A 20550-nucleotide genomic window follows, 5' to 3' on the forward strand; every position below is an offset into this window, starting at 1 on the left:
TTAAAGTCGTCACAAAGCATTGCGGTGATACGTGGTTTTTTAGCAAAGTTCGCCACTTGCCGTGTGAGGTGCTGAAAAGATTTCAGCATGACGGGACAGGGGATTTATATTCTGAAAATTCTAAAATCCTGTTAATTCTGATTCAGACAACCAACCCTAACACTCCGGCAAGCTGATGGGGATATTGATGGCCAGTCCGCCATCGGATGTTTCTTTGTATTTGGAGTTCATATCCAGAGCGGTTTGCCACATGGTACGTACCACTGCATCCAGGCTTACTTTGGCTTTATCGGGATTGCTTTGCAGGGCAAGCTGCGTGGCGGTGATAGCTTTTATGGCACCCATAGTGTTCCGTTCGATGCAAGGCACCTGTACAAGCCCGCCAATAGGGTCGCAGGTGAGGCCGAGGTGGTGCTCCATGGCAATTTCGGCGGCCATTAAAACCTGGCGCTGACTGCCACCCAATACCTCGGTAAGCGCTGCCGCGGCCATGGCCGATGATACACCAATTTCGGCCTGGCAACCGCCCATAGCGGCAGATATGGTGGCACCTTTTTTAAAGATGCTGCCTACCTCCGATGCGGTGAACATAAACTGGATGATGCGCTGCTCGTCAAATCCATCGCAAAAGCAGATGAAGTATTGGAGCACCGCCGGAATAACCCCCGCGGCGCCGTTGGTAGGCGCGGTAACTACACGGCCAAAGCTGGCGTTCTCTTCGTTAACGGCCAGCGCGAAGCAGCTCACCCAGTCTAAAATATTCTGGAAGCTATTACCTGTTTCACGGATGGCCGCTACCCATTCGGTGTAATTGCTGTAACTACGCCCGGCCAATAATCGTTTATTTAAGGCGAAAGCACGACGAGCCACATTCAGCCCGCCGGGCAGGCTGCCGGTAGTATGGCAGCCACGGTACATGCATTCTGTCATTACCTTAAATATCTGCAGCGTACCGTTACGTGTATCGGCTTCGCTGCGCCAGGCAAGCTCATTTTCGGCGACAACTTCTGATATTTTGAGCCCGGTTTTTAAACACCAGTGCAGCAGGTCGCCGGCGGTATCAATAGGGAAGGGCAGGTCTACCTCTGTCTTGTGCGATGCATTCGAACCCTCCTTCACCACAAAACCACCGCCTATAGAGTAAAACGTTGCCGTTACGGCTTTTCCATTGCTTAAAAAAGCCTGGAAGGTTACCGCGTTGGGGTGAAAGGGGAGGCTTTCGGTAAAGAGAAAAAGCATGTCATCATCAAAATTAAAGCTTACCTCTTTAGTGCCGCCAAGCATTAGTTTATGCCCGGTGTTTATCTCCGCAATTTTGCTGTTGATCCTATCTACCTCAAAGGTGACAGGGTCGTCGCCGCTTAAGCCAAGGAGGATGGCAATATCGGTGCCGTGGCCCCTGCCGGTTTTGGCCAGCGAGCCGTAAAGCAAAACTTTAACTTCTACCACAAGAGGCAGCGCCTCCTGTTCGGCAAGTAGGGCAATAAACTGCTGTGCCGCGCGCCATGGCCCAAGCGTATGGGAACTTGACGGGCCAATGCCTATCTTAAACATATCGAATACCGAAATTTGCTCTCTTTGCATCACTACAAAACTAACGATACTAACAGTATATTTTTTTGGTTAAACGCTTTTAATATTAAGTTTCATTTAATAATTTAAACCAAACTTTAAAACTTAAAACCTTAACACAAATGGAAACTTACGACGCACAACAAACAGGGGTATTCTTCGCTTTTTTCGCAGCCATGTTCATACCTATTATGATCGTCTCAGTGATCATATTGATAGCCTATTGGAAAATATTCGAAAAGGCCGGCAAGCCTGGTTGGGCGGCCATTGTTCCCATTTATAACATTATTGTTCTGCTTGAAATTGTGGGTAAGCCGCTTTGGTGGATCCTATTGTTGATCTTCCCCTGTACATCATTCTTTATTGGGATATGGCTTATAAACCTGCTCAGCAAAAGCTTCGGCCAAAGCGAAGGTTTCACCCTCGGGCTTATCTTTCTTCCTTTTGTGTTTTTTCCGTTGCTGGGTTTTGGCAACTACCAATATATTGGCCCGGCAGGTGCAGGCTTCGCAAGGAATGATACTTACGATCCTTCCATAAATTATAAAGACCCTTTAAATCCGCCGCAGGCATAATGCGTTCACTATTATTTGCACCCTGCAGCATGGCTTTTACTACCTGGCTGCAGGGGCATTTACTTCCTTGTCCGTTTAAGTATTTTACCGGGATAGATTGCCCGGGCTGTGGTTTTCAACGCTCGGTTGTGGCGCTCATGCAGGGGCAGTGGAGCGCAAGCCTGGCGCTTTACCCGGCTACTATACCCTTACTGCTGGCCATTATTTATACCCTTGCCGATAACTTCTTCAAGCTGGATACCCCAAGAAAGATCATCAAAACAAGCGCTTACATTACCGTTGCGAGTATAATGCTCATTAGCTACACCATCAAAATGGCGCACCTGTACTGGCTATAAAACTTCGGCCTGGGTAGCGTAGAAGCTGTAATCTTTCCGCAGGGTTTGCAGGAATTTAAGATCATTCATTTCCGGTGGGGCAGCTAAACCGAGGTGGTTTTTTATGCGGGTAGCCAAATTGTAAACCACTACGCTGTTGCCGGTTTTTACATAGGTGTTCACTACCTCATTTATCAGCTCGATATCCTGCTCGCTTAATTGGGCTGCGGCGGCAAATACGGGTTCGTAACCGTCAGCCGCGGGCATAAAAGCCACGTGGTTAATTTTTGTACGCGGGCTGGTGCGGATAAGGATAGTGCCGGCCACCAGGTCGCCAATGCGTTGTACCTTTTCGCTTATGGCGGCTACTACCAGGGCAATGGAGCCCATGCTCAATCCAAAATCTACTATCCGGAACAGCCACCTCAGCAAATACTGACTAAACCGGGGTTGCGCGCCATCAAGGCTCACCACTTTAATTTTCATCACCTTTTTGCCTACCGATTGCCCGTTCATAAAATACTCGCAAACGAGATCGTAAAAAACATAGGAAATGCCATAAATTACAATGAGTACTATGAGTGTGCTCTTCATGCCATCGAGGCTGATACCGGTGATAATGAACAGGATATACAACAGGAAGAAGATGCCAAAATCAATAATACTTGCCACGATGCGCTCGCCCAGCCCGGCCAGTTCATAGTCGATATCGATGTTTTGCGAAGTAGTGATCCGTACGGTTTGCATGTTAAGAAATATATATGCTCAATTTGCTGGTTTTTTGTTGAATTATAAAACTTTTGTAATTATTTTAACGCCATATTATTTAACCTGGGCCGGATTAATGCGCGAACCGATTTTTGTAAAACAGAATGCCAAAAAATGGGAGCGCTTTGAAAGTTCGCAGGGCCAGGGGCCGGATGAACTGGCGGATAGCTTTATCCAGATAACAGACGACCTGGCCTACGCCAAAACCTTTTACCCAAAATCAAAAACTACGGTTTATTTAAACGGGCTTGCGGGCAGGTTCCATCAATCCATCTATAAAAACAAAAGCGAAAAGGGCAACCGCTTTATTACCTTTTGGAAATACGAGCTGCCGTTGTTGTTTTATAAGCATCGCAAACCATTGTTGTATGCCTTCACCTTTTTTATGGTGTTTTGCCTTATAGGCTGGCTCTCGGCCATGTACGATGAGAATTTTGTACGGCTAATTATGGGCGATCGTTATGTTGATGAAACCAACGCCAACATAGCCCGCGGCGAACCATTCGGCATTTACGGCAGCGACTCAGAATTTTTTACATTTTTCCGCATAGCAGCAAATAACATTTATGTATCGCTGGTAACGTTTGTAAGCGGCATCATATTTTCGGTGGGCACGCTTTACCACCTGTTTCAAAACGGCATTATGCTGGGCGCGTTCCAGTATTATTTTTTTAGTAAGGGCCTGGGCATGCAATCGGTACTGGTTATCTGGATCCACGGTACGCTGGAGATCTCGGCCATTGTAATAGCCGGTGGAGCCGGGCTGGTAATGGGTAACAGCCTTTTATTCCCCAAAACCTATACCCGCATGGAATCGCTAAAAAAAGGCGCGGCCGATGGCATGAAGATAGCCATTGGGCTGGTGCCTATATTTTTAACCGCTGCTTTTTTTGAAGGCTTTGTAACCCGCCATACGCACATGCCCATCTGGCTAAGTATTGGCATACTGGGCTCATCGGCTTTTTTCATCATTTGGTACGTGATCTTATACCCCCGCAAAATTTATAACACAGCATATGGAACCTAATATAGAATTGGCCAAACCCCGCGATTTTGGCGAGATCATCAGCGACACGTTTTTATTTATCCGCCAAAATTTTAAAGGGCTGTTAAAAAGCTTTTTTATTTTCTGTGGGTTTTTCCTGGTGGCGGGTGCGCTGGCCATGTGCATTATGCAATACAAAACCAATTATACGGTTACCCGGCAAGTTGCGGGCGTGCCTGCCGAGTTTGGGAACATATCAGAGTTAGCTGTCAGCATTATAGGGGTTATGGTATTTGCGCTGCTTGGCTTTACTGCTAACATGACCACCATTATTTGCTACGTAACCTTATATAAAAATAAAGCGAATATAGAACCTACAACAGAAGAGATGTGGGCCTATTTTAAGTACTATTTTTTAAGAGTGCTTGGAGCCAGTATTGTTATTTGGCTGCTGCTGTGCGCCGGTTACATGGTATGCCTTATCCCGGGCATCTGGTTATTCCCGATACTTGGGCTGATATTTCCGATCATGATCATTGAGAATGCCAGCTTTGGTTATGCCTTTAGCCGCGCTTTTAAACTCATTAGCAACAACTGGTGGATAACCGCCGGTGCTGTATTTATTGTATGGCTCATCGCTTATTGTATGATGTTCTTCATCAGCCTGCCCCTGTCGCTGGTAAATGTTTCCAGCATGTTGCTACGCCCCCATGTGGGCCCCACTGTATCCATGGGCCAGATTGTGCTCGGCTCAGTGCTGCAGCAACTGATGCAGGTGATATTGGTGATCCCCACTATAGGCATCTGCCTTTGCTATTTTAACCTTACTGAAAGTAAAGACGGCACCAGTCTGCTGAACCGTATTGACAAGTTTGGCGGTCAAAACACACAAACCGACCTGCCCTCAGAGGAATATTAAATGCTGCGTACCACCCTCCTGTTTGTTTTTTTACTGATTGCCAATCTGTGTTTTGCAGGGCCGGATACGACGACTGTGCTCAAAAAAGCAGTGGTTAAGAACGATACCGTTGCGGTGAGTAAAAAGCCGGCGGCTGTTATAACCGATACCACAACCGTAGAACAACGGAGCCTGGATACTGTCGCCCTCAACAAATACAAAAAGTTACCTGAGTTTAAATATGAGGAAACTTACAATGGCCCATCATGGTGGACACGCTTCTGGCGCTGGTTTTGGGAATGGCTTAGCCAGTTACTTGGCAGGGCCGGGAAGCACCCGGGGGCAATGTCGGCCTTATTCATATTCTTGAAATACTTTTTTATTGTGGCTGGTGTTTCGGCACTGGTGTTTCTGATAATGAAACTGTCCGGCATCAATATGCTGCACCTTTTCCGCAAAAAACCTTACTCCTCGCTGGCATACGCCGAATCTGTGGAGAACATCCATGAGATAGATTTTGAGGCCGAAATAGAAAATGCCATTGCCGTACACAATTACCGTTTTGCCGTGCGCCTGCTTTATCTGCGCAGCCTGAAACAGTTGAGCGATAACGGGCTTATCAACTGGCAGATCAATAAAACAAACACCAATTACGTGTACGAGCTTAGCAACGCCGAACAGCGCGAAGCTTTTAAACGGCTTACCCTGCAGTTTGAATACGTATGGTACGGCGATTTTTTAATAAATGGCGAGATCTTTAAAAGGATAAACGCGCTTTTCAACACCTTTAAAAGCAGCGCCGAATGAAAGATTTTAAATTATATATCGGTATCGCCTCGGCTTTGATGCTGGTTTACGTTATTGCGCAATACAATAAACCCAACCCGGTTAACTGGAGTACTACGCTGTACTATAACGACAAGATCCCCTTCGGTACCTTTGTGCTGTATGACCGCCTTTATGATTTTTTCCCCGACGCGGACGTAACTCGCACCAATCAATCTGCTTACAGCGTTTTTAGCGATACTACGATGATGCCCGGCAATTACCTCATTATTGCCAATAATTTGGAGCTGAGTAAAGATGATTACGCCGAAATGGTAAAATACATCAGCAAGGGAAATTCGGTATTCATCAGTGTTTTCGACTGGGGTGGCATGGTAACGGACACCCTGAAACTAAACCAAAGCGCGGAATTTGGTAAAAAGGCTGTCGGGGTAAATTTCACCAACCCGAAACTTAAACGGGCGGAAAACTATACGTTTGATAAACATATAACCGACCAGTACTTTAAAAAATTTGACACTACGAGGGCAACGGTTATAGGGCAAAACTCATTGGGGCACGCCAACTTTATCAGCTATACCTTTGGCAAGGGTAAACTTTTTCTTTTTGCCAATCCGCAGGTATTTACCAATTACAGTCTGTTAAAACCTGCCAGTGCAGATTATGCTCAAAAGGCGCTTTCCTATCTCCCTGCCGGTGTTGATAATGTTTATTGGGACCAGTATCAAAACCACGATATCCCTACGGATGAGTCGCCAATGCGCGTATTTTTCCAGCACGCGGCTTTGCAATGGGCGTATTACCTGGCGCTGGCCAGCATGCTGCTATTTGTTGTTTACGAAATTAAGCGCAGGCAGCGGATTATCCCGGTGGTAGAGCCGCTGAAGAACTCCACGCTGGAGTTTGTAACCGTTGTGGGCAAGGTGTACTACGAGCAGCGCGATAACGCCAACATCGCGGCAAAAAAGATACTGTACTTTTCAGAACATCTGCGCACAGTCTTTAACCTTAAAGCAGGCGTTTACAATCAGGAATTTATAACCCCGCTCGCCAATAAAACAGGTATCGACCTGCTGTTTGCGGGCGAATTGGTAAGGCATATTAATTACCTGCTACCGCAAAAGCACGTTACCGACCGCGAACTTATTGTACTAAACCAGTTAATAGAAAAATTTTATATTCAATCCGGCTCACATGGAAAATGAAAACTTTGAACAACGAACAGACCTTAGCAAGCTAAGCAGCGCTGTTGCACAGATAAAAGCCACGCTCTCTAAAATTATTGTTGGGCAGCAGCAGGTTATCGACCTAATTATTGCCGGCATATTGGCCGATGGGCATATTTTGATAGAGGGGGTGCCGGGTGTAGCCAAAACGCTGACCGCTAAATTGATTGCAAAAGCCGTTGATGTTAAATATTCGCGTATCCAATTCACGCCCGACCTGATGCCGTCTGATGTATTAGGTACTTCGGTATTTAACCCCCAAACGGCAGGGTTCGAATTTAAGAGAGGCCCGGTGTTCGGTAATATTATTTTAATAGATGAGATAAACCGCGCGCCAGCCAAAACACAATCGGCCCTGTTTGAGGTGATGGAAGAGCGCCAGATAACAATGGATAGCCACACCTACAAAATGGACGAGCCCTTTATTGTACTGGCTACCCAAAACCCGGTAGAGCAGGAAGGCACCTATCGCCTGCCCGAAGCGCAGCTTGACCGTTTCCTTTTTAAAATAGAAATTAAATACCCATCGCTGGAAGAGGAGATAGCCATTGTTACACAACAGCACCAGCAAAAAACCGCGGATCAGCTGAGCGATATAAAACCTGTTTTGGCGGGCGAGGATATTATTGCCTTGCGCAGACAGGTGAGGGCGCTGTATGTGGAGCCCAAAATACTGGCCTTTGCCGCGCAGATCATCCACGAAACACGTAACAACCGCTCGATATATTTGGGTGGTTCGCCGCGCGCTTCGCTGGCTATTGTAAATGCAGCCAAAGCTATTGCCGCCATTAACGGGCGCGATTTTGTGACCCCGGATGATATTATTTTAGTTGCTGCCCCTGTATTGCGCCACCGCATAATGCTTACGCCCGATAAAGAAATGGAAGGCGTACTGCCGGATGATGTAATTGCCCAGATAATCCAAAAAATTGAGATTCCACGATAAACGCAGGTGAAGAAACTATTAGCGCTGTTTTATACCGATCTATTCTTAAGCGGCAGGCTGTTCTCGGCGCTGGCCTGTAGTGTTGTGTTCTTTTTGTTTTCGTTCTTCTTTCCCTGGCTTGGCGATCTGCCCGAGTTTTTCTTTTGGGGCCTGGTGCTGCTAACCCTTATTGACCTAATAATGCTCTACCGTGTAAAGGATGCCATGTTTGCCAAAAGACACGCCCCCGAGCGCCTGAGCAACAGCGATGATAACGAGTTAGGCATCTATATAGAGAATCGTTATTCGTTTTCGGTATCGGCGGGTATTATCGATGAGATCCCCGTGCAGTTCCAGAAGCGCGACGTGTGGTTTAAAACAACTTTAAATGCCGGCGAGCACAAACTCATCAGCTATCTACTAAGGCCGCTTAAACGCGGCGAATACGAGTTTGGGAGCATTAGGGTGTTTGTGCGTTCGCCGCTGGGCCTGGTGAGCAGGCGCTTTAACTTTGGGCAGGCAGAAGTGCTACCAGTGTATCCATCATTTCTGCAGATGCGCAAATACGAACTGCTGGCCATATCAAACCGGCTGAGCGAGATCGGGATTAAAAAAATACGCCGGCTGGGACATAGCCTGGAGTTTGAGCAAATAAAAAATTACGTACCCGGCGATGATTACCGCAACATCAACTGGAAGGCATCAGCACGCCAGGGCAGCTTAATGACCAACTCCTACACCGACGAAAAATCGCAGCAGGTGTATTGCGTGATAGATAAATCGCGCGCCATGAAGATGCCTTTTGAAGGGCTTAGCCTGCTTGATTATGCCATTAACGCCAGCCTGGTACTCTCCAACGTAGCCCTGTTAAAAGAAGACAAGGCCGGGCTGATCACTATTGCCGAGAAAGTTGGCTCTGTAATACCTGCCGACAAAAAGCATACGCAGATCAACAAGATACTGGAGGTATTATACAAGGAGAAAACCCGCTACCTGGAAACTAATATGGAGGCGCTTTACAGCACTATCCGTAACGTAGTAAAACAGCGCAGCCTGATTGTTTTCTTTACCAATTACGAAAGTATGCCCGCCTTACAAAGGCAGCTGCCGTTTTTAAAGCGCATCTCGCGTTTCCATTTGCTGCTGGTGGTTTTCTTTGAGAATACCGAACTGAAGCAGGTTAGCGAGCAACCAGCTGGTAACGTGGAAGAGATCTACATCAAAACCATCGCGGAAAAATTCGCCTACGATAAAAAACTCATCGTAAAAGAACTGGCCGCCCACGGCATCCAATCCATCCTCAGCACCCCGCAAAATTTGACCATTAATACCATAAACCGATATTTGGAGCTGAAAGCTAAGCAAAGGATATAGAGGGGAAGTAGAGTCAAGAGACAAGAACCAAGATACAAGGCAGGAAAGTAGAATCAAGAGACAAGAATCAAGAGACAAGACGAAAGCATTTTTCTTCTTTTTCTCTCTTGGTTCTTGTCTCTTATGTCTTGATTCTACTCTAAACTCCGGGCAACCTCACTCCGGCTTCGGCGAGGCCGATGACGATGCGTTCCTGTAGTTCTATTTTGGTGGAGAGGAAGTTGGCGGGTTCTACCCAAACGTTTATAGTAAATTTTACACCGTCAATTTCCAGCCCTACTACGCCTACGCGGGTTTCTGGTTGATGTAAGATGGTGGGTATCGCCATTATGGCATCGTTAATGATCTGTTTAACCTGTGTTACGTTGGCTGCGTAGCCCAGCTTTATTTCAAAATCTAAACGGCGGCGGCCTTCGCGCGTTACGTTTACAATTACCTCGTTAAAAAGCTTGCCGTTGGGGATGATCACCGTTTTGTTATCGGCAGTAATAAGCACGGTGTAGAAGATCTGTATAGAGGTAACTTTGCCATCCTGCCCCTGGGCAACAATGCTATCGTCTATCTCGAAAGGCTTTAGTAATAAAATGAGCACCCCGCCGGCAAAGTTTTGAAAGGTGCCCGACAAGGCCAAACCTGCCGCCACACTGAACGCGCCAATAATAGTAGTGAATACGGTCAGTTCGAAACCGATGATATTCATTACAAATATGATGAGCAGTACGTAAAGGGCGGTAATTGTAAGGCTTAAAAAGAATGGCCGTAAAGATGAATGAACCGCATTGCGATCCATCCGGGTATGGAGGCGGCCCTTTAAGAACCTGATAAACCATAAACCGACAAAAAAGGCAATGATACCGGCGGCGTAGTTAGGCCCCCTGTGTATTAACCAAACGTGAAATGCGTTATAAAATTCTTTTAGCTCCATAGCGGAGCAAAATTATAGATTTTTCGCTGATTAGCTATAGATGGCCACGAATAGCTCCGGGCCTTTAAACAGTACCCATTCAACTATGCGGCTGTGGATCTGTGTTTTTTTATTTCTGAGGTTTTTCATAATACTGTGGGATATTCAAACGCTGTGCCTAATAAGCCCATTAACAGTATGATGACGAAAATTTCACCTAACACGTTACAATCGCCCTCAAAAAAGCAAAAAGAGCGGTATATCAATTGATTGTACCTATTTCATACGGATAAAATAGTGTCCAAAATAAAACCCCTGTCTATTTTATTAGACAGAGGTTTTAAAATTTTATTCTCCCTTTAGGGGGTTAGGGGGCATTACATCATGCCGCCCATGCCGCCGCCGCCCATAGGTGGCATGCCGCCGCCTTTTTCGTCTTCCGGATCGTCTGCCAACACACACTCGGTGGTTAACAACATCGATGCGATAGAAGCTGCGTTCTCTAATGCTACACGGCTTACTTTAGTTGGGTCGATAACACCGGCGCCAATTAAGTTTTCGTAAACATCAGTACGTGCATTGTAACCGAAGTCACCAGTACCTTCTTTAACTTTTTGTACTACGATAGAACCTTCAACGCCTGCATTTTGGCAGATCTGACGAAGAGGCTCTTCGATAGCGCGACGGATGATCTGGATACCAGTGTTCTCATCTTCGTTTGCGCCTTTAAGGTTAGCTAAAGCACCAACCGCGCGGATGAAGGCAACGCCACCACCAGCTACAATGCCTTCTTCTACAGCCGCACGGGTTGCATGTAAAGCATCGTCAACACGGTCTTTCTTTTCTTTCATCTCTACTTCAGAAGCAGCACCGATGTAAAGAACCGCAACACCGCCGCTTAATTTAGCTAAACGCTCTTGCAATTTTTCTTTATCGTAATCAGAAGTAGTAGTTTCTATCTGCGCACGGATCTCGCCGATACGGCCTTTGATAAGGTCTGCATCACCATCACCGTTAACAATAGTAGTGTTGTCTTTATCGATAGAAATTTTCTCAGCCTGGCCTAACATGCTCAGGTCAGCGCTTTCTAATTTGTAGCCTCTTTCTTCAGAGATAACGGTACCGCCGGTTAATACAGCGATATCCTCTAACATAGCCTTACGGCGATCGCCAAAGCCTGGTGCTTTTACAGCAGCAACTTTTAGTGAGCCACGGATTTTGTTAACAACCAATGTAGCTAATGCTTCGCCATCAAGGTCTTCAGCAATAATTAACAATGGTTTGCCTGTTTGTACTTGTTTCTCCAGGATAGGAAGCAATTCCTTCATCGAAGAAATTTTCTTGTCGTAGATAAGGATGTATGGGTTATCTAACTCAACTTCCATTTTATCTGAATTGGTTACAAAGTAAGGAGAAAGGTAACCACGGTCAAACTGCATACCTTCTACAGTTTTAACTTCAGTTTCAGTTCCTTTTGCTTCTTCAACAGTGATAACACCAGAAGTACCAACTTTTTTCATCGCATCAGCAATCATCTCGCCAATAACTTCATCGTTATTTGCAGAGATAGAAGCTACTTGTTTGATCTTACCGAAATCATCGCCAACATCTTGTTTTTGAGCTTTCAAATCAGCAACAACAGCAGCAACTGCTTTGTCAATACCGCGTTTCAGATCCATTGGGTTAGCGCCCGCTGCAACGTTTTTAATACCTGCAGTTACGATAGCTTGTGCTAAAACGGTAGCAGTAGTAGTACCATCACCTGCAATATCAGCAGTTTTTGATGCAACTTCTTTAACCATTTGCGCGCCCATGTTTTCGATAGGGTCTTTCAGTTCAATTTCTTTAGCTACAGTTACACCATCTTTAGTGATAACCGGTGAACCAAACTTTTTATCGATAATTACGTGACGGCCTTTTGGGCCTAATGTTACTTTAACTGCGTTAGCCAAAATATCAACACCGCGCTTTAAAGCGTCACGTGCTTCAACATTATATTTAACTTGTTTTGCCATTATTTTTTAGTTTTTCTGTTTAAATGTTGTAACGTTTTAAGGTTGAAATGTTGTGCGCTGCGCTGATTTAACTTTGCAACATTACAACGTTGTAACCTTTCAACAATTAGTTAATTAAATACCGCGTAGATATCAGATTCGCGCATGATCAGGTACTCTTTACCATCAACGGTAACTTCGGTACCGGCATATTTGCCATATAAAATTTCGTCACCAACTTTAACGGTCATTGGGATAAGTGTACCCGAAACATCGGCGTATTTACCCGGGCCAACAGCCACTATAGTACCTTTTTGTGGTTTTTCCTGAGCTGTCTCGGGGATGTAGATACCCGAAGCAGTTTTAGTTTCGGCAGCAGCGGCTTCTACAACCACCCTGTCTGCACTTGGTTTAATGTTTAATGACATAGTAATCCTATTTGAAATTATAATTTTAAGTTTTCGTTATTGGTTTTCACATCAATTATGCCAAGCCTGTAAATAAACTTGCATTGGCATACTTTACTGTTTTATTGTCAGACTTACGTAAAGCGATCTGTCGCAGTTTACACTAAATTTACATGTGCGTGCCATCATGTCAGCACCTCTCTTTAGCCAAAAAAGGCCTTGATAGATCAAGGCCTTTCGATATTCGCTTTTAAAATATATTACGGTTTTTTAGGGGCAGGTTGTGCAGGTACGCTCAAAGGAGCAGTTTGCTGTGGTGTAGTACTGGTTGGTTTAGAAGCCTTTTTAATTTGCTCCATCAGCGCAGGGTCTTCTGATTTTTGCGCGCCACCTTTTACAGATACGTTAATAACAAGCGACAGAACCATGATGCTGATAGCCAGTACCCAGGTGCCTTTTTCAAGAAAATCGCCGGTTTTTTGTACGCCCATTAATTGCGACGAGCCTGAAAAATTTGATGATAAACCACCGCCTTTTGGGTTCTGTATCAATACAATAAGCCCTAATAAGATGCAAAGGATAATGGTGATTACGATTAAAACTAAGTACATTTCTTTATTTATTAATTGATTTTCTTTTCTAACTGTTCAATCTGGGCTGCAAAGTAAAGCTTTTTTTCCGGAATTTTCAACATCAAATTTTTATAAGTAGCTATAGCTTTATGATATAGCATCTGGTCGCCATAAATGCGGGCAAGTGTTTCTGTCACCATGGCATCCTGATCTTCGGAACTCCTCTTGGCCTTGTTCTCGTTATCCAGCTTATCTGCCGAAAGGGGTTTGATCTGCGGATCGGTATGGATAAAGCGTTCTATGATGATGTCTTCTTTTTTGCTATGGTCAAATTCAATCTGCGGCGGCTCTATTTCGCCTATACCGCTAATTGATGTAAGGCTGAATATATTGGTATAATACTGTTGCTGCAATTCATCCGGCGCGTCTCTTTTTGCATCGTTTGTCTGCGCTGCAGGCTCCGGCTCTGCGTAGGGTTGATTAACGCCCGCGTGTTCTTTACGGGTTTTATCAAGCCACCACATAAAGCTGTAGGGCAGGGTATCATCGTTGTATTTGGATATATTATTTGGCTCTTTGGCGGACCCGGAAATCTGGGGCAGAGTCTGCGGTTCGGTCTCAGGTTGTGCTTGCGCAACAGGCTCTGGCTGTGGTGCAGTGCCGGTAGTGCCTGCACGTAACTCATCCAACTTTTTATCGAATGATAAATAGTCGGTAGCTGCTATGTTGCCGTAGATCAGTTTATCGGTTTCGCCGTCTATATAAGTTTGCTGCGTAATTGTGGCTTCTTCGTCCGGATCGGCGGCTTCTATAGACGCTTCTTCGGGATCCTCGGCAAATTTATTGCTCAGGCTTTCTACGCCTATCTCATCAATGCTTACTATCTCGTCGTAAATCTCGTCCTCAATATCATCCTGTTTATGAAAAACATTTTCGGGGCGGTAGTAACTCTCAAATGACGATACTTCCGCCGGTTCGGTTGAGCCTGCCGATTCGGCCTGATTAACTGCATGTTGTTCAAATGCAGAAAGCGAATGGTCGTATGTTTCTATCTTGGGTTCTTCCGGTGTAACAGCTGCAACTTGTTTGGACTGTGTTTCGGGCGCTTTTTCAGCCTCCGGTTTGGGCAAAGTTTCAATAACCGGCTCCTCCACTTGTTCTGCTTCCGGCTCCGCTACAGCTATCTCCTCAACATTCTCTAATTTGGACAGATCCCAGGGGTTGGCAAACGCATCCTCATCGTCATCATCTGATGCGGTCGAATGATAAACAGCCTCGGTTTGTACTGATTGCTGCTGGTCTGATTGCGGCAACGGCGGGGGAGTGTCGTATGTGTGCCCGGCCTGCACTTCAGGCTCTGCTGTAATGTCCCCGGCTGGTAAGTCAAAAGTTTTTTCGTCGTCGTCTTGTCCCGGGGTAAATGCCTCAATTGATGCAATGTTAGCTGCGGGCTGGGCAAAGTCTTGTGGAATGAGGGTTTCGGCTTCGGCAACCGGGGCATCGCTTATCAGTTCGGCTGTTTCGGTAGCCGTGCCAATATTAAAGTAATTTTCGGGCTCGGTGGTTTGGTTACTGTTGAAAGTTTGGTTTACCCTGTCGCGCGATACCGGCAGCAATCCATCCGGGTCGTGCAGAAGTTTATGAAGCGCTTTTGGGCTAAAATAGGCTGCGGCTTTACGGATATCGGGTGTTTGCAACGAGCGCGCATACATCACCTGCAATAATCCGCTCTGCGGATTATCCTGCACCAGCCGCTCTAAATTAAGCTTGTGTAACTGGCCGTTCTCGGCCGGGTTTGCCAGCAAATCCCACAAAATTTCCTTATGCCTGTTATCTATGTTTTGATCCACCTGGTTAAAACTACAAATTGCCTACCAATTATTAAAAGCCTTATTAAAAATATCGTCGGTTAACTGTTTATTAATATCCTGTATCAGCTGTTGTTCCTGCGAAGAAATGTCGCCCGCAAAATCTTTCGATTTGGTAAACGGTTCTTCAAAACTAAGCTTTTTATCCTTATCATACGTAAACTTCACCATTACGGTAATGGTTAAACGGCTTGCACCGGCAATAGGGGCGGTATTATTATTAGTGGCCTGTATAGATATAGGTGCATAATTGTACCCCGTAATGGTGCCCGACATCATGGCATCCGCCTCACCTCTAACAATACTTAGGTTGGTTTGTGTGCGAATACGGTTCTTTAACGCCTCGGTAAAATCCTGGCTGAGCGTGTTTACCACCAGCGGCGCAGTATTTTCAAAATACTGAATGTTGATGGTTTTTAATTCCGGCGGGATAGTGGCCCCGTTTAACGATACCGAACATGAATTGAATAAACAGATTACGGCACCCAGCAATACCGTATTTAAAAATAGCTTTTTGGTCATATACCTATGATAACTATAAATTTAGCTCTTTTATTTTACGGTACAAGGTTCTTTCTGAGATGCCCAACTCATTTGCCGCAAGTTTGCGCTTGCCCTTGTGTTTTTTTAACGCCTTGCGTATCAGGTCCGACTCTTTATCAACCAATGATAACGATTCCTCCACCTCCTCGGCCTCGTGCGTAATATTATAGGAATCAGCATTATTATTGCTGGTATTCACCGGTTGCTGCAGGGTAAATTGCGTTTCCTTATGATTGTTTTGCGGTAATTCTATATCGCGGTACAACTGGTTGAGCGTTTGCGAATGGTTTTGATAGTTGGTGCTTACCCCGCCATGCTCAATCATATCGGCAACCAGTTTTTTCAGCTCCACCATATCGCGTTTCATATCAAACAGTACTTTGTACAGGATATCACGTTCAGAGAAATCTTCTTTTGGCTGGTTATCCAGGCGCATAGGCAAATTGCTGCGTCCTGTTTCGTGCGGGATGTAGGTGAGCAAAGTAGCCGCTGTGATGATCCGGTCGCGTTCTAAAACGGCCAGCTGCTCGGCCATGTTCTTTAACTGGCGAACGTTACCCGGCCAGGTATAATTGATCAAAACCTGCTGCGCGTCCTCATCCAGTTGGATGGGCGGCGTGCGGTATTTGTCGGTAAAGTCTGACGTGAATTTGCGGAACAGCAGGAAAATATCTTCCTTCCTATCGCGCAGCGGTGGGATCCTTAGGGGAACCGTATTTAAACGATAGTAAAGGTCCTCGCGGAACTTGCCGGCCTTAACGGCATCATATACATCCACATTGGTAGCGGCTATAACGCGCACGTTGGTTTTCTCTACCTTAGACGAACCCACGCGAATGTACTGGCCAGATTCCAGCACGCGTAGTAAGCGCGCCTGTGTACCTAAAGGCATTTCGGCTATTTCATCCAAAAATATGGTGCCGCCGTTTACGGTTTCAAAATAGCCTTTACGCTCGCCAACGGCACCGGTATAAGCACCCTTTTCGTGTCCGAACAGTTCCGAATCGATAGTACCCTCGGGGATGGCCCCGCAGTTTACCGCAATAAACGGCCCATGCTTGCGCGGACTCATCTGGTGGATGATATGCGAAAACACCTCCTTACCACTCCCGCTTTCGCCGGTGATCAATACCGAAATATCTGTTGGGGATACCTGGTTAGCTATATTGATAGCCCGGTTAAGCAATGGCGAATTACCAATGATACCGAAGCGCTGTTTAATTTCTTGTATTTCCATGCCCCCTAACCCCCTGAAGGGGGAATTTGCCCCCCAGCCCCCTGAAGGGGGAGCCGGAGGATGTTAATTATTTTTATTTTGATGCCCAACTTTGTTAATCAAAAGCTCCCCCTTCAGCGGGCTGGAGGGCTACACTATTCTTCCTATCAGCGTTGCCGATGTGGTACGCTCTACCAACACATTTGCGTATTGGCCTGGTTTATAACCTTCCGTTACCGGGAAAATCACCATGGCGTTCTGATCGCTACGGCCGCAATAATCGTTGTTAGATTTTTTGGAGAAGCCTTCTATCAGCACTTTCTCTACCCGGCCCAAACGTGCCTGCATACGGTAGAAAGAATATTGCTGCTGCTTGGCAACTATTTCAGCTAAACGCGCCTGCTTTACAACTTCGGGGATATCATCCGCATAGCGCTTGGCTGCCAAGGTGCCCGGGCGCTCGCTGTATTTAAACATGTAGGCAAAATCGTATTTAACGTAATCCATCATGCTTACGCTGTCGTTATGCTCCTCGTCGGTTTCGGTGCAGAAGCCGGTGATCATATCGGTAGATATGGCACACTCCGGGATAATGCGGCGGATCGCGTCGATACGGTTAATGTACCAGTCGCGGTCGTAAGTGCGGTTCATCAGCTCCAGTACGCGGCTGTTACCGCTTTGTACCGGCAGGTGTATGTAGTTGCAAATATTATCGTATTTGGCAATGGTGTATAAAACCTCGTCGGTAATATCCTTTGGATGCGAGGTGGAGAAGCGAACGCGCAGATCCGGGTTTACCAGCGCAACCATTTCCAGCAGGTTGGCAAAGTTTACGATTTTAACCTCATCGCCAACTGCCAGTTGCTCACTGCTATCAGCCAGCTGTCCACTCCATTTGTACGAGTCCACGTTCTGCCCAAGCAAAGTTACCTCGCGGTAGCCCTGGTTAAACAAGTCGGTGCATTCTGCTACAATGGAAACCGCATCGCGGCTCCGTTCGCGACCGCGGGTAAATGGCACCACGCAAAACGAGCACATATTATCGCAGCCACGCATTATCGAGACAAAGGCGTTGATGCCGTTGCTGTTTAAACGCACGGGGCTGATATCTGCATAAGTTTCTTCGCGACTAAGCAATACATTTACCGCACGCTGTCCGCCGTCTACCTGTTCTATCAGGTTTGGCAGGTCGCGGTAAGCATCGGGGCCTACAACAACATCTACCAGTTTTTCTTCTTCCAAAAATTTGGCTTTTAAGCGCTCGGCCATGCAGCCCAATACGCCAACCACCATACCCGGGTTTTTGGATTTGGCACCCGCAAATTCTTTAAGGCGGTTACGTACGCGCACTTCCGCGTTTTCGCGAATGGAGCAGGTATTGATGAACACCACATCGGCGTTGTTAAAATCGCTGGTGGTTTCAAAACCGCTATCGGCCAGTATAGAAGCTACTATCTCGCTATCAGAAAAATTCATGGCGCAGCCATAACTTTCTATATAAAGCTTTCGCCCGTTATTTTTACCTACAACAGGCTCCAATAACAAAGCTTCTCCCTGCCTGCTCTCATCATGCACCTTATCCGGAATAAGCAAATCCATCGTCATTCTTAAAAATTGAACCGCAAAAATACAAAATTTTATATAATGATGTGACAGTTTGTCAGCAGATAACAAAATGAATGTTTTGTTGTTAAAACAAAGCCCTTTACCGGTACAATCACCTCAACATATCTAAATATCCTTAAATGGCATTTAAATTACTACAGCATCGCTGGCAAAAAATATCTCTCATCGTCGTACTCGGGTTACTGGTGCTTACTTTGATAGTCGCTTTATTCGCCAATAGTTACTTCGCGCCAAAACTGGCCGATAAAATAAAAAACCAGGTTTTAAAAAGCAGCGACAGCCTCTATCGTATAGACATAGGGAACACCGAGCTACACATTTTAAAGGGGCAGGCCACCCTGTACGATATTAAACTGAGTGTAGATACCGCGGTATACAACCTGAAGAAAAAACAGGGAACCGCGCCCAATAATTTATACGAATTACAGGTGAAGCGCCTCGTGGTATCGCACATGCAGCTACTTACGCTGTACTTTAAAAAGAAGCTAAATATTGGCCGGATTACGCTGAACGCGCCTGATGTGGAGGTAAGCTATCACCCCAACCAGGAACCCGATACAGCAAAAAAAGATAAGCGTACGCTTTGGCAAAAGATCTCCAAATCGTTGGAGTTGATCAATGTAGGTGAGATCTATTTAAATGATGTTAAACTGAAATATAAAGACTACACCGGGCCGAAGGTAGCTGTATCTGAGCTAAAGAAGCTGAACCTGAAAGCTACCGGCCTGCTCATAGATTCGGCCACGCAAAAGGATACATCAAGGTTTTTGTTTTGTAAGGATGTGACTACCGAGTTGTATAACTACACCAGCAAATCTGCCGACGGCTTGTATACTTTTAAGGTTAAATCAGTAAAGCTATCTACTCAAACGGCCCGGCTTAGATTGGCTGGCGTAACATTGACCCCACTGCCGCATGAGACGTTTTTCCGCAAAAGCACCGACGACCTGTTTGCCTTAAAGTTGGATACTATTGTACTGAACGGTTTTGATTACATGAATTATCAGAAAAACCAGGACTTATCGGTATCGAAGATGACCGCAAGCAAAGGCTTCTTCGAGATTTACAGTAACCCCAACGGCCCACTAAAAACAACCGACAGGCTGGTCACTTTCCCAAACTGGGCCTTGCGCAACATGGTTAAAGCGAAGTTTAATGTAGATACGCTTGATGTTAAAAAGTTTAATTTTACTTATAAAGAAGTAAATAAAGGGCCCATGAAAACGGGGATGATATTTTTCAGTAATATTAATGCCCGGTTTTTAAACCTCACCAACAAAAAGGAACTGGTGCAAAAAAATAACATTTGCACGGCCGATGTTACCAGCTATTTTATGGGGAAGGGAAAGTTCAACGTGTCGTTCAATTTTAATTTGAGTGATGCGGCTTATAGCTATAGCTACAAAGGCCACCTGGGACCCATGGATATTGCGGAAGTAAACCCGGCCCTTATGCCGTTATCGCTGGTTAAGGGTACGTCGGGCAGGGTAAAAAGCCTCGATTTTAACGTCCACAGCACTAAAAAAACATCAACGGGGACGGTTTCGTTTCTGTATAACAACTTGAAGGTGGATGTGCTGCGGAAAGATTATACCAAAAAAACCATCATCACAACCTTGGCAAACACGTTTATCCTCAAACACGATAACCCGGATGATGGCAGCAATACGCCGCGCCTGGCTAAGGTGGCGTTCATCCGGCCGGCAAATTTCCCCTTCTTTAAAACGGTATGGCAAACCATCCTGAGCGGCATAAAACCCTGCGCCGGTGTGGGCAAAGCCGAAGAGGAAAAGTTTAAAAAGCAAAGCGCCGACGAAGCCAAAAAAGACCAGGAAGACTTGTTGAAGGATGCCAAAAAGAAGAAAGAGGCAGAGGATAAAAAGTTTAAGGAAGCGTTGAAGAAGAAGAAAGAGGGGAAATAGTGAGTTGTGAATAGTGAGTGGTGGGTAGTGAGTTGTTGGTCCCCAACTTTTACTACCTTTCTACCACCAATA

19 protein-coding genes are annotated in these 20550 nt (G+C 45.7%); 9 read left to right on the top strand and 10 right to left on the bottom strand.

Features of this window, described 5'->3' with window-relative positions; genetic code table 11:
- Nucleotides 1-156 precede the first annotated feature (156 nt).
- Nucleotides 157-1584 (bottom strand): L-serine ammonia-lyase, encoded by a 1428-nt coding sequence (locus EPL05_RS17205; RefSeq protein ID WP_128535226.1) that lies wholly within the window; start codon nucleotides 1582-1584, stop codon nucleotides 157-159.
- Between the two features lie 110 nt (nucleotides 1585-1694).
- Between EPL05_RS17205 and EPL05_RS17210 the strand changes: the two genes are divergently transcribed.
- Nucleotides 1695-2147, top strand: a complete 453-nt coding sequence (locus EPL05_RS17210; RefSeq protein WP_128535227.1) for a DUF5684 domain-containing protein — start codon at nucleotides 1695-1697, stop codon at nucleotides 2145-2147.
- Nucleotides 2148-2176: 29 nt separating this feature from the next.
- Nucleotides 2177-2485, top strand: coding sequence for a DUF2752 domain-containing protein (locus tag EPL05_RS17215; protein ID WP_128535228.1), 309 nt, complete (start codon nucleotides 2177-2179; stop codon nucleotides 2483-2485).
- Here the strand turns inward: EPL05_RS17215 and EPL05_RS17220 are convergent.
- Nucleotides 2480-3211, bottom strand: coding sequence for an RDD family protein (locus EPL05_RS17220; RefSeq protein WP_128535229.1), 732 nt, complete (start codon nucleotides 3209-3211; stop codon nucleotides 2480-2482). The genes EPL05_RS17215 and EPL05_RS17220 overlap by 6 nt on opposite strands.
- A gap of 97 nt (nucleotides 3212-3308) precedes the next feature.
- On the opposite strand from EPL05_RS17220, the gene EPL05_RS17225 reads away from it, so the two are divergent.
- Genes EPL05_RS17225 through EPL05_RS17250 form a run of 6 tightly spaced genes read left to right on the top strand, consistent with a single transcriptional unit; the run spans nucleotide 3309 to nucleotide 9426 of the window.
- Nucleotides 3309-4259, top strand: a complete 951-nt coding sequence (locus EPL05_RS17225) for a stage II sporulation protein M (protein ID WP_128535230.1) — start codon at nucleotides 3309-3311, stop codon at nucleotides 4257-4259.
- Nucleotides 4249-5136, top strand: coding sequence for a hypothetical protein (locus EPL05_RS17230; RefSeq protein WP_128535231.1), 888 nt, complete (start codon nucleotides 4249-4251; stop codon nucleotides 5134-5136). The genes EPL05_RS17225 and EPL05_RS17230 overlap by 11 nt, the downstream gene beginning before the upstream one ends.
- On the top strand, nucleotides 5137-5922 hold the full coding sequence (locus tag EPL05_RS17235) for a DUF4129 domain-containing protein (RefSeq protein WP_128535232.1): 786 nt from the start codon (nucleotides 5137-5139) through the stop codon (nucleotides 5920-5922).
- Nucleotides 5919-7106, top strand: coding sequence for a DUF4350 domain-containing protein (locus EPL05_RS17240; RefSeq protein WP_128535233.1), 1188 nt, complete (start codon nucleotides 5919-5921; stop codon nucleotides 7104-7106). The genes EPL05_RS17235 and EPL05_RS17240 overlap by 4 nt, the downstream gene beginning before the upstream one ends.
- Nucleotides 7096-8073 (top strand): AAA family ATPase, encoded by a 978-nt coding sequence (locus EPL05_RS17245; protein WP_128535234.1) that lies wholly within the window; start codon nucleotides 7096-7098, stop codon nucleotides 8071-8073. The genes EPL05_RS17240 and EPL05_RS17245 overlap by 11 nt, the downstream gene beginning before the upstream one ends.
- A gap of 6 nt (nucleotides 8074-8079) precedes the next feature.
- Nucleotides 8080-9426: a DUF58 domain-containing protein gene (locus EPL05_RS17250; protein WP_128535235.1), complete on the top strand. Its 1347-nt coding sequence runs from the start codon at nucleotides 8080-8082 to the stop codon at nucleotides 9424-9426.
- Nucleotides 9427-9565: 139 nt separating this feature from the next.
- On the opposite strand, the gene EPL05_RS17255 is transcribed toward EPL05_RS17250, so the two are convergent.
- The 8 genes from EPL05_RS17255 to miaB form a co-directional block, all read right to left on the bottom strand.
- Entirely contained in the window at nucleotides 9566-10351 is a 786-nt protein-coding gene (locus EPL05_RS17255; RefSeq protein ID WP_128535236.1) for a mechanosensitive ion channel family protein, read from the bottom strand.
- Nucleotides 10352-10707: 356 nt separating this feature from the next.
- Nucleotides 10708-12345 (bottom strand): chaperonin GroEL, encoded by a 1638-nt coding sequence (groL, locus tag EPL05_RS17260; protein ID WP_128535237.1) that lies wholly within the window; start codon nucleotides 12343-12345, stop codon nucleotides 10708-10710.
- A gap of 110 nt (nucleotides 12346-12455) precedes the next feature.
- Nucleotides 12456-12752, bottom strand: coding sequence for a co-chaperone GroES (locus tag EPL05_RS17265; RefSeq protein ID WP_128535238.1), 297 nt, complete (start codon nucleotides 12750-12752; stop codon nucleotides 12456-12458).
- A 239-nt stretch (nucleotides 12753-12991) separates the two neighbouring features.
- Complete coding sequence (gene secG / locus EPL05_RS17270) at nucleotides 12992-13342, bottom strand: preprotein translocase subunit SecG (RefSeq protein WP_128535239.1); 351 nt, start codon at nucleotides 13340-13342, stop codon at nucleotides 12992-12994.
- 11 nt (nucleotides 13343-13353) lie between these two features.
- The gene (locus EPL05_RS17275) at nucleotides 13354-15153 is read right to left on the bottom strand and encodes a hypothetical protein (protein WP_128535240.1); all 1800 of its coding nucleotides are present in this window, start codon (nucleotides 15151-15153) and stop codon (nucleotides 13354-13356) included.
- Between the two features lie 21 nt (nucleotides 15154-15174).
- The gene (lptE, locus tag EPL05_RS17280) at nucleotides 15175-15693 is read right to left on the bottom strand and encodes an LPS assembly lipoprotein LptE (protein WP_128535241.1); all 519 of its coding nucleotides are present in this window, start codon (nucleotides 15691-15693) and stop codon (nucleotides 15175-15177) included.
- 13 nt (nucleotides 15694-15706) lie between these two features.
- A complete protein-coding gene (locus EPL05_RS17285) occupies nucleotides 15707-16951 on the bottom strand; it encodes a sigma-54 interaction domain-containing protein (protein ID WP_128535242.1) in 1245 nt (414 codons plus the stop codon).
- 129 nt (nucleotides 16952-17080) lie between these two features.
- Nucleotides 17081-18529 (bottom strand): tRNA (N6-isopentenyl adenosine(37)-C2)-methylthiotransferase MiaB, encoded by a 1449-nt coding sequence (miaB, locus tag EPL05_RS17290; protein WP_128535243.1) that lies wholly within the window; start codon nucleotides 18527-18529, stop codon nucleotides 17081-17083.
- Nucleotides 18530-18675: 146 nt separating this feature from the next.
- On the opposite strand from miaB, the gene EPL05_RS17295 reads away from it, so the two are divergent.
- A complete protein-coding gene (locus EPL05_RS17295) occupies nucleotides 18676-20478 on the top strand; it encodes a hypothetical protein (RefSeq protein ID WP_128535244.1) in 1803 nt (600 codons plus the stop codon).
- Nucleotides 20479-20550: the final 72 nt, after the last annotated feature.

It is taken from the genome of Mucilaginibacter gilvus (genome assembly GCF_004054195.1).
Taxonomy (GTDB): Bacteria; Bacteroidota; Bacteroidia; order Sphingobacteriales; family Sphingobacteriaceae; genus Mucilaginibacter; species Mucilaginibacter gilvus.

Excerpts from the sequence above, each read along its gene's own strand:
- EPL05_RS17255 (WP_128535236.1), bottom strand. The coding sequence starts at position 10,351 with ATGGAGCTAAAAGAATTTTATAACGCATTTCACGTTTGGTTAATACAC.
- EPL05_RS17245 (WP_128535234.1), top strand. The coding sequence starts at position 7,096 with ATGGAAAATGAAAACTTTGAACAACGAACAGACCTTAGCAAGCTAAGC.
- EPL05_RS17235 (WP_128535232.1), top strand. The coding sequence starts at position 5,137 with ATGCTGCGTACCACCCTCCTGTTTGTTTTTTTACTGATTGCCAATCTG.
- EPL05_RS17285 (WP_128535242.1), bottom strand. The coding sequence starts at position 16,951 with ATGGAAATACAAGAAATTAAACAGCGCTTCGGTATCATTGGTAATTCG.
- groL (WP_128535237.1), bottom strand. The coding sequence starts at position 12,345 with ATGGCAAAACAAGTTAAATATAATGTTGAAGCACGTGACGCTTTAAAG.
- EPL05_RS17225 (WP_128535230.1), top strand. The coding sequence starts at position 3,309 with ATGCGCGAACCGATTTTTGTAAAACAGAATGCCAAAAAATGGGAGCGC.
- EPL05_RS17210 (WP_128535227.1), top strand. The coding sequence starts at position 1,695 with ATGGAAACTTACGACGCACAACAAACAGGGGTATTCTTCGCTTTTTTC.
- EPL05_RS17215 (WP_128535228.1), top strand. The coding sequence starts at position 2,177 with ATGGCTTTTACTACCTGGCTGCAGGGGCATTTACTTCCTTGTCCGTTT.
- EPL05_RS17220 (WP_128535229.1), bottom strand. The coding sequence starts at position 3,211 with ATGCAAACCGTACGGATCACTACTTCGCAAAACATCGATATCGACTAT.
- EPL05_RS17240 (WP_128535233.1), top strand. The coding sequence starts at position 5,919 with ATGAAAGATTTTAAATTATATATCGGTATCGCCTCGGCTTTGATGCTG.
- EPL05_RS17265 (WP_128535238.1), bottom strand. The coding sequence starts at position 12,752 with ATGTCATTAAACATTAAACCAAGTGCAGACAGGGTGGTTGTAGAAGCC.
- lptE (WP_128535241.1), bottom strand. The coding sequence starts at position 15,693 with ATGACCAAAAAGCTATTTTTAAATACGGTATTGCTGGGTGCCGTAATC.
- secG (WP_128535239.1), bottom strand. The coding sequence starts at position 13,342 with ATGTACTTAGTTTTAATCGTAATCACCATTATCCTTTGCATCTTATTA.
- miaB (WP_128535243.1), bottom strand. The coding sequence starts at position 18,529 with ATGGATTTGCTTATTCCGGATAAGGTGCATGATGAGAGCAGGCAGGGA.
- EPL05_RS17205 (WP_128535226.1), bottom strand. The coding sequence starts at position 1,584 with ATGCAAAGAGAGCAAATTTCGGTATTCGATATGTTTAAGATAGGCATT.
- EPL05_RS17295 (WP_128535244.1), top strand. The coding sequence starts at position 18,676 with ATGGCATTTAAATTACTACAGCATCGCTGGCAAAAAATATCTCTCATC.
- EPL05_RS17230 (WP_128535231.1), top strand. The coding sequence starts at position 4,249 with ATGGAACCTAATATAGAATTGGCCAAACCCCGCGATTTTGGCGAGATC.